The organism is Phyllobacterium sp., assembly GCF_037994405.1.
Taxonomy (GTDB): domain Bacteria; phylum Pseudomonadota; class Alphaproteobacteria; order Rhizobiales; family Rhizobiaceae; genus Phyllobacterium.
The window spans coordinates 23,271-30,862 of the sequence record NZ_JBBNAN010000278.1 but is presented as its reverse complement, the minus strand read 5'-3'; the positions used below and the strand labels follow the sequence as shown (position 1 = coordinate 30,862).

Here is a 7,592-nt window from a genome sequence, read left to right as displayed (position 1 = left end):
GGGCAGTATAGATGAGGTCTGCCGTTTACTGGTAGAAGGACTGTCAAAAGGCAAGAAGGTCTTGGCCCTGATAGGCTTTGGAGCTGTCCTGAGCAAAGCCGGTCCAGCCCTGACGCAACTCCTCGAGCGCTATCAGATCCCCTTTGTTACAACGCTCGACGGCAAGGGCATCATTGCGGAGCGTCACCCGCTTGCGATCGGCGTGTTCTGCGACAGCGGCCACAAGGCTGCGCGAGAAGCCTTCAAGGAAGCCGATGTGATCCTGGCAGTGGGCAATTCATTTGCCCAGCATGCAACGTTCAACTTTCGCGAAGATCTCCTTAAGAACAAGCAGCTCATCCACATCAACATCGACATTGGTGAGATCGATAAAGTCTACAAGGCTGATGCTGCAATCATTGCGGATGCAAATCTTGCTATTACAGCGCTGTTTGGCAAGATGTCCGCTATTCTCGAACCGTTGCCCCAAAGGTCCTTCAAGCGGTATGACTACGCGTCGGACAGGATACACGATCTCATCGGCAAGATTCATCCCGGTCAGATGGTGCAAGCGATCTCGAGAAACCTTCCAGAACATGCGATCGTGCTTGCCGATGCGGGCGCGCATTTGGCTTGGCTTGGATACTATCTGGAACTAACGCCAGACCAGCATTTCAAGAAGCCGGGCGGCTTCGGCCCCATGGCCGGCAGCGTTAATGGCGCTCTTGGCGTGAAGTGTGCCCATCCGGAACGGCCGGTTATCATCGGTTGCGGGGATGGATGCTACCTTCTCTCGGGCTTTGAACTTCTTACAGCGGTCCAATACGACATTCCTGTCATCTGGATTATCTTCAATGACGATGAATTCAAGCTGATCAAGATTTATCAGCTCTCGGCCTACGGCGAATCCGGCCTCGTTGAGTTCAAAAATCCTGACTATGTCGCCTACGCCAAAGCCTGCGGAGCAAAAGGCTATCGCGTCGAGACAGTGGAGGAGTTCGAGCGCGTGTTCAAAGAATCGCTCAAACTCGACAAGCCCGTCATTATTGATGCTCACATTTCCCGGCTGGAGATTCCGCACTTTAGCTCCTCTCCGGAAGGGGTGCTGGCAGGTTTGATTGAGAGGGTTGAGGAAAGGATTCACCCTGTGTGACAGGGCGGCGCAATGCAATTGGGGAAGCGAAACGATGTCGATGTGGCGTGAAGAGTACAAAGGCGATCCTGAAAGTGAGAGGCTAATGTTCGAGCGCCTGGCGCTGGACATGATGGACGTTCAACTGAAGGCCAAGAAATACAGCAAGGCACCCGGAATTCAGCGGGCATTTCATAGTAAGGCTACCTTTTCGGCGATGGATGCCAGGCTGACATTCATCGAAAATCTGCCGGAAGATCTGATTGCTGGCTTCGTTAAACCAGGACAGGCCTATTCGACCATCGTTCGCTTCTCAAACGCCAATGGCTACGGCCAGCCAGACTACAAGCCCGACATGCGTGGCGTCGCACTTCGGATCAAAGTCTCTGAAGACGAACAGCACGACCTTCTGGCGACCAATTTTCCAGTTTCTCATGCGCGCAACGCGGAACAATTCGTGGCCTTTGCCAAGGCAACGGCGGGGGGCATACTGAATAAACTTGCCGGGTTGGCGCGCCTCCTATTCAAATTCGGTCCTTCGGAAGTCTTACGCATGCTTCGCAATGTGACGGCAGCTAGGCGGCGGAAAGTCGCCAGTGTCGCTCTTGAAACGTATTGGAGCAGGGGTGCCATTCGCTGGGGTGATACGCTCGCTGTCCGATATTTATTGCGTCCAGCTTCCGATGCCCCATCTGCTCCCGAACCTTCCGACAGGGATCCCGGATATCTCTCATCCGAATTCGCTCGCCGTCTGGATCGCGGCGATATTCATTTCGAGCTTTGCATTCAACGCTACGTGGATCCCGCAAAGACGCCAATCGAAGACACAGCTGTCGAGTGGACGACAAATGCGTCCCCTCCCGTCAAAGTCGCTGACCTCATCATATCGAAGCCGAGCGCCGGCATCGCCGAGGCTTTTACCAATGCACGGCTGGTCGACGAGCTGTCGTTCAATCCGTGGAATACGACCGATGAATTCCGTCCGCTCGGCAATCTCAACCGGGCGCGGAAATCGGTTTATGATGCAAGTGCCGCGCATCGGCATATCTACCGCTGGCGTTCTGAAGTGCCGCTTCGCAACCGCGTGCTTGGGGCAACAGCCCGGTCTGCTTTCCTGGTGATCAACCGCTATATCGAGTGGCATAAACTTTCGTTACGGCTGAGTTTGCTGAATCTCGATGCCTTTCGCTATGTATTGCGCAGCAAGAACCTGATCGATACGGAGATCAATGAGGCGCCGCCCAGCGCACGCCGTGTACCGCCGCCAGCGGTAGAAGAGAGTGTTCGTCAGGCACGAACCTATGATGGCACATTCAACGACTTGTCGAAGCCCAATATGGGTTCTCTCGGCTCTGCTTTCGGACGCAATCTGAAGCCCGTTTTTGAACCAAACGCGTTCGATACACCCAATCCGGTTACGGTAGCGCGCGAGCTGCTGCATCGCGATACGTTCATCCCGGCGCGATCATTGAACATATTGGCCGCTGCGTGGATCCAGTTCCAGGTCCATGACTGGGTCAATCACGCGCGCAATCCGCTGGGCAAGGACGATGTCATCGTCCCGCTGCCAAAAGGAATGACTTGGAGAAGTTACGTTGGAGGTCCGGCCGAAGACGTCATGCGTATCGCCAGTAATGTGCCCGGGCGAAATGACGGTGATAATCGTCCGCCCATCTATTTCGGCAATAACGCCTCGCAATGGTGGGATGCATCGGAGGTGTATGGTCCCGATGCTACCAAGGCTGGAATGTTACGGGAAGGGCCAAAGCTCCGGCTGGTCGGCGGGCATCTGCCCGTGGATGTGAAGGGCCTGGAGGTTACCGGGTTCAATGAAAGCTGGTGGTTGGGGCTCAGTGCCCTCCATACGCTTTTCGCACGCGAGCACAATCTCTTGTGTGATGAACTTAGATCGAGATATCGCACCTGGGACGACGAGCGGATCTATCAGACTGCACGCCTTATCGTCTCCGCCTTGATTGCGAAGATCCATACGGTGGAGTGGACGCCGGCGATCCTTGCCACAAAGGCGATTGACGTGGGGCTATCGAGCAACTGGAACGGTCCACCGGCCAATGACTGGCTGACGAAGCTCGGAATCTGGCTGCTAGACGCCCATGCCCTGACCGGCATTCCAAAGACATTGCCCGATCATCACGGGGCGCCATATTCGCTGACGGAGGATTTTGTCACCGTTTATCGCATGCATCCGTTGTTGCCGGATGATTATTGCTTCTACGATCACGCGACTGGGAACAAGATTGCCGAACGGGGTTTCCTGGATATCCAGGCCGCGGCCGCAGACGATTCCATGCGGGCTTTCGGACTGCGGAACACGCTCTATTCGTTCGGTATCGCGCATCCTGGCGCGATAACGCTTCATAACTACCCGCGGTCACTTCTGGCACTCGAGCGGGATAATGAGATCATCGATCTCTCTGTTGTCGATCTGGTGCGAACGCGAAGACGCGGCGTGCCGCGGTACAATGATTTCCGTGCGGGACTTCATCGGCCACGGATCAAGAGCTTTGAAGAACTGACAACCAATCCTGAAGATGTCCGGCTGCTGAAGGAGATATATGGCAGCATCGACCGTATCGATACGGTTGTGGGATTGTTCGCCGAGCCGCCGCCGGCCGGGTTTGGTTTCAGCGATACCGCCTTTCGAATTTTCATCCTGATGGCTTCGCGCCGGCTACAAAGCGATCGATTCCTGACAGTCGATTTCCGGCCCGAGGTTTACTCGCCTTTTGGAATCGACTGGATCGCCAACAATGGCATGACCAGTATCATCCTGCGTCATTGCCCTGAACTTGCTTCGGTCCTGCCACGCACCGGCAGTGCGTTTGCACCTTGGCGCCCGCTATTTCCGAACGGTCAGCAGCCTCCGGTGAATGCGGGGGCATCATGATGGTCGAGCACAGGACGAGCTCCGCGGACGGAGCTTCAGCACCTCAGACCGGGCATCCGGGACTTGATGCGCTGCTGAGAAGGCCGCTTATGGAAACGATCTGGCAACGCAGGACCCATCGCGTCAGCCAGGGAAGTTCAGTGCTCGCCGGCACCATGAGCTATGAATCCCGCCAGCCCAGAGAGCCGCTTTCGGAACTGGAGGAAGCAATTCTGATTGCGATGACAGGCTGCACCGGCCTGAGTATGCCGGACAGGCCATTCGAGGATCCGGCGACGCATCAACCAATCATGGCCAAGCCCAATCTCAATATGGTCGGGCGCACTGCAGGCAGTCCTGACAATGCGCAGGGCACGCATTTCTTTCTCATCAACGATACCGGCACCTATTTCCTTCGCAAACTGCCGCCTCCGGCAGAGGGTGAGGGCGCCTTCAGCAAGGAGCGTCTTATTCAACGCGCTCGTGAAGCCAAAGTCCGCATCCTGGATCATCGGCTGGACGTGCCCGAGGGCAAGCGTGATTTTCCAGCCTATCTCGATTCCAACCGCTTTCTGTCGAACCTCTCAGGGACCACCATTCTCCTTCCGGTTGTCGATTTGTCGAGACAATACATCAACGGTCTGATGTACATTCTGACCCAGCCGGACGGGGCAAGACCGGCGATCGTAGACGATCGCAACTTCTACCGTTCCGCAGGAGTTAAGCAGTGGATCAAGAAGGGCTTTCTTAACAAGGATTTGAAGGTACCTCTTGGCGCAATCGGCTCACTGCGCACGCAAATCGAGGCGGACCTTTTGCTGCAGAATCTTTTCCTGACGGCGGATGCAATGGGGCTTGGTGGCTGGATTCACGCATCGGTCAGCCCGCCTGTATTGCTCGGCGACCCCAAATTCATCAAGGATTATGGTCCGATGCTCGGCTTCGATGTGATGACGCCGCGCTGGCGCATTATGGATCTGTTGCGCTGGCATGTGCCGTTGCCGCGCTATTCGAACCTGCGAAGCAACCCGATTGGTCTGCGCTACAAGGGAGAGCACCTCATTAGGGGGATGTCCCCACCTTATTACGATACGATGGCGGACGCGGTGCAGGCCGTGGTCAAAGACAAATTTGGCGAGAACGGGCTTTACGCGAACAAGCAGCTCTTCTCCCAGATTTACAAGGGCGACTATGGTGATCGCTATCTGGCCGAAGCTGCTGTCTATAGTTCAGACGTGATCGGGTGCGTGCAGGATATCTGCACTTATATCTATGAGACCCACGGACGTTTCCCGGCCCATTGCGATGCCATTCATGTGCCGGGCGTCTGGTTGCAGATCCACCATGTCGATATCGAATACTATGAACGCTTCTTCCGGAACGGGCTAACCGATGCGCACTACAATCACCACCGGGATTGGCGCTAGCTTGCTGCTCTGGCCACAGCTATGCACTGGAAGTTCCCGATACTGCTGGCAAATCCACAACGATCAGGGTATGTTTTCAATTGTGCAGGTTTAGGTCTCATGGCCCCGCTCTTTGCACGGTGCCACTGGTACCTTCCCCGCTCCGAACGAGATTGGGAGAATTGTTCATGGCACAATTTCATGTGATAGCTGGTGCAAGTGAAACGAACGTCTTTCCTGACGTGCGTCGAATTAACATGGCAGACGTTTTTGCCGCGCTACGCCAAGGGCTGGATGATTTTTGGGATAAGCCCTCACATTACGTTTTTCTCTGCCTGATTTACCCGATTGCGGGACTGGTGCTTATGCGCTGGACATCGGGTGCTAATTTATTGCCGCTGCTTTTTCCGCTGATGTCCGGCTTTGCCCTTATCGGGCCGTTCGCCGCTCTTGGCCTTTATGAGATCAGCAGGCGGCGTGAGCTCAATCTCGACACGTCATGGCGGCATGCCCTGGAGGTCAGGCATTCACCGGCGATACCTTCCATTATCGCCGTAGGTATCATGCTCTTTGTACTCTTCATCGCCTGGATTCTGACGGCTCAAGCGCTCTACACGAATCTTTTCGGCTCGCAAGCTCCCGAATCCATCAGCGCTTTCATGAACCAGGTCTTCAATACGCCTGAGGGCCAAAGAATGATCATACTCGGCAACGCGATCGGCTTTGTCTTCGCTGTCGTCGTTCTTTGCACAACCGTAATCGCCTTTCCGCTCCTGCTTGACCGCGACGTCGGCGCCCTCGCGGCTGTCGTCACTTCGATAAAGGCAGTATTGACCAATCCTGTCGAGATGGCCCTTTGGGGATTGATCGTAGCGGCGATGCTCCTGGTTGGCTTTTTGACATTGTTCGTGGGACTGGCAATCTTCATCCCCGTGCTCGGGCACGCAACATGGCACCTCTATCGCAAGGTTGTTGTCCCCGTGCCACGCGATGTGGCAAGCAAGACAAGATAGGCCGTTCATAGATGGAAGATCTTAACGGCGCGGCACTCAAATGCCGCGCCGAATCATTGGATCTACGGTGCTGCGCCGAAGGATGTCAAGCGCGTCAACAGCGTGTAATTCGCCTCTGATACCATCATCGCTACGAAGACTAGCACCAATACCGGCGGTAGCAGGATCGCATAGACCAGAGCAAGCCGCTCCCATGCCATGTGCATGAAAATCGCGACGATCAGCCCGGCTTTCAGAACCATGAAAAGCAAGATCAGGGACCATCTCAGGTAGCCCTGTATTCCCAGGTAATCGACCATGTAAGAGCAGACACTCAGGACAAAGAGCAGCGCCCAAACGACAAGATAAAGCTTGATCGGGTGTTCTTGGTGCTCGGCATGTATTGCAGGCTGTGCCAAATGTGTTCCAGGTTGTGCCATGTGACTTACCTCACCACAGATAGAAAAAGGCAAAGATGAATACCCAAACCAGATCAACGAAGTGCCAGTAAAGTCCGGTGATCTCGACGATCTCGTAGCGACCCTTCCTGCTTGTAAAAAATCCACGTTTCTCCTGGTCGAAATCTCCGCGCCATACCTTGCGGGCAATGATGATCAGGAAGATGACACCGATCGTGACGTGCGTCCCATGAAAGCCGGTGATCATGAAAAAGGTCGAGCCGAATTGAGGGGCGCCCCAAGGATTTTCCCATGGCCGCACACCTTCAGTGATCAGCTTGGTCCACTCGAAAGCCTGCATGCCAACGAATGTCGCGCCAAACAGGGCGGTCAGCAGCATCAAGATCGCCGTCATACGGCGATTGCGCCTGTAGCCATAATTGACCGCCATTGCCATCGTTCCGCTGCTGCTGATGAGAACGAATGTCATAATGGCAATCAGGATAAGCGGTATCTCCTTGCCACCGATGTTCAAGGCGAAGACTTCGCTCGGATTGGGCCAGGGGACGGCTGTCGACATCCGGGCTGTCATATAGGCAAGCAGGAAACACCCAAAGATGAACGTGTCGCTGAGAAGGAAAATCCACATCATCGCCTTGCCCCAGGAGACGTTCTTGAACGTTCGCTGATCCGACGCCCAATCAGAGGCAAATCCGCGCAACCCATGGTGGCGCAAGAGGGCGGGCGTTGGGGCAGGGGCAGGTTGTGTTTTGGTGGATTCATGCATCTTCAAACCCC

General features: G+C 55.1%; 6 protein-coding genes. 4 read left to right on the top strand and 2 right to left on the bottom strand.

Annotated elements, in window-relative coordinates:
• From AAAC48_RS15345 to AAAC48_RS15330, 4 genes are all read left to right on the top strand, one after another.
• Window positions 1-1,132: thiamine pyrophosphate-dependent enzyme (locus AAAC48_RS15345; RefSeq protein ID WP_340655001.1), on the top strand; the 1,132-nt coding region annotated here is incomplete at its 5' end.
• Window positions 1,133-1,166: 34 nt separating this feature from the next.
• The gene (locus AAAC48_RS15340) at window positions 1,167-4,019 is read left to right on the top strand and encodes a peroxidase family protein (RefSeq protein ID WP_340655000.1); all 2,853 of its coding nucleotides are present in this window, start codon (window positions 1,167-1,169) and stop codon (window positions 4,017-4,019) included.
• Window positions 4,020-4,108: 89 nt separating this feature from the next.
• Window positions 4,109-5,425: a hypothetical protein gene (locus AAAC48_RS15335; RefSeq protein ID WP_340654999.1), complete on the top strand. Its 1,317-nt coding sequence runs from the start codon at window positions 4,109-4,111 to the stop codon at window positions 5,423-5,425.
• 167 nt (window positions 5,426-5,592) lie between these two features.
• Window positions 5,593-6,417, top strand: a complete 825-nt coding sequence (locus AAAC48_RS15330; RefSeq protein WP_340654998.1) for a DUF2189 domain-containing protein — start codon at window positions 5,593-5,595, stop codon at window positions 6,415-6,417.
• 62 nt (window positions 6,418-6,479) lie between these two features.
• Here AAAC48_RS15330 and AAAC48_RS15325 read toward each other — a convergent pair whose 3' ends face one another.
• Together AAAC48_RS15325 and AAAC48_RS15320 are read right to left on the bottom strand one after the other, a co-directional pair.
• Entirely contained in the window at window positions 6,480-6,836 is a 357-nt protein-coding gene (locus tag AAAC48_RS15325; RefSeq protein ID WP_340654997.1) for a cytochrome C oxidase subunit IV family protein, read from the bottom strand.
• 10 nt (window positions 6,837-6,846) lie between these two features.
• Window positions 6,847-7,581, bottom strand: a complete 735-nt coding sequence (locus AAAC48_RS15320; RefSeq protein ID WP_340654996.1) for a heme-copper oxidase subunit III family protein — start codon at window positions 7,579-7,581, stop codon at window positions 6,847-6,849.
• Window positions 7,582-7,592: the final 11 nt, after the last annotated feature.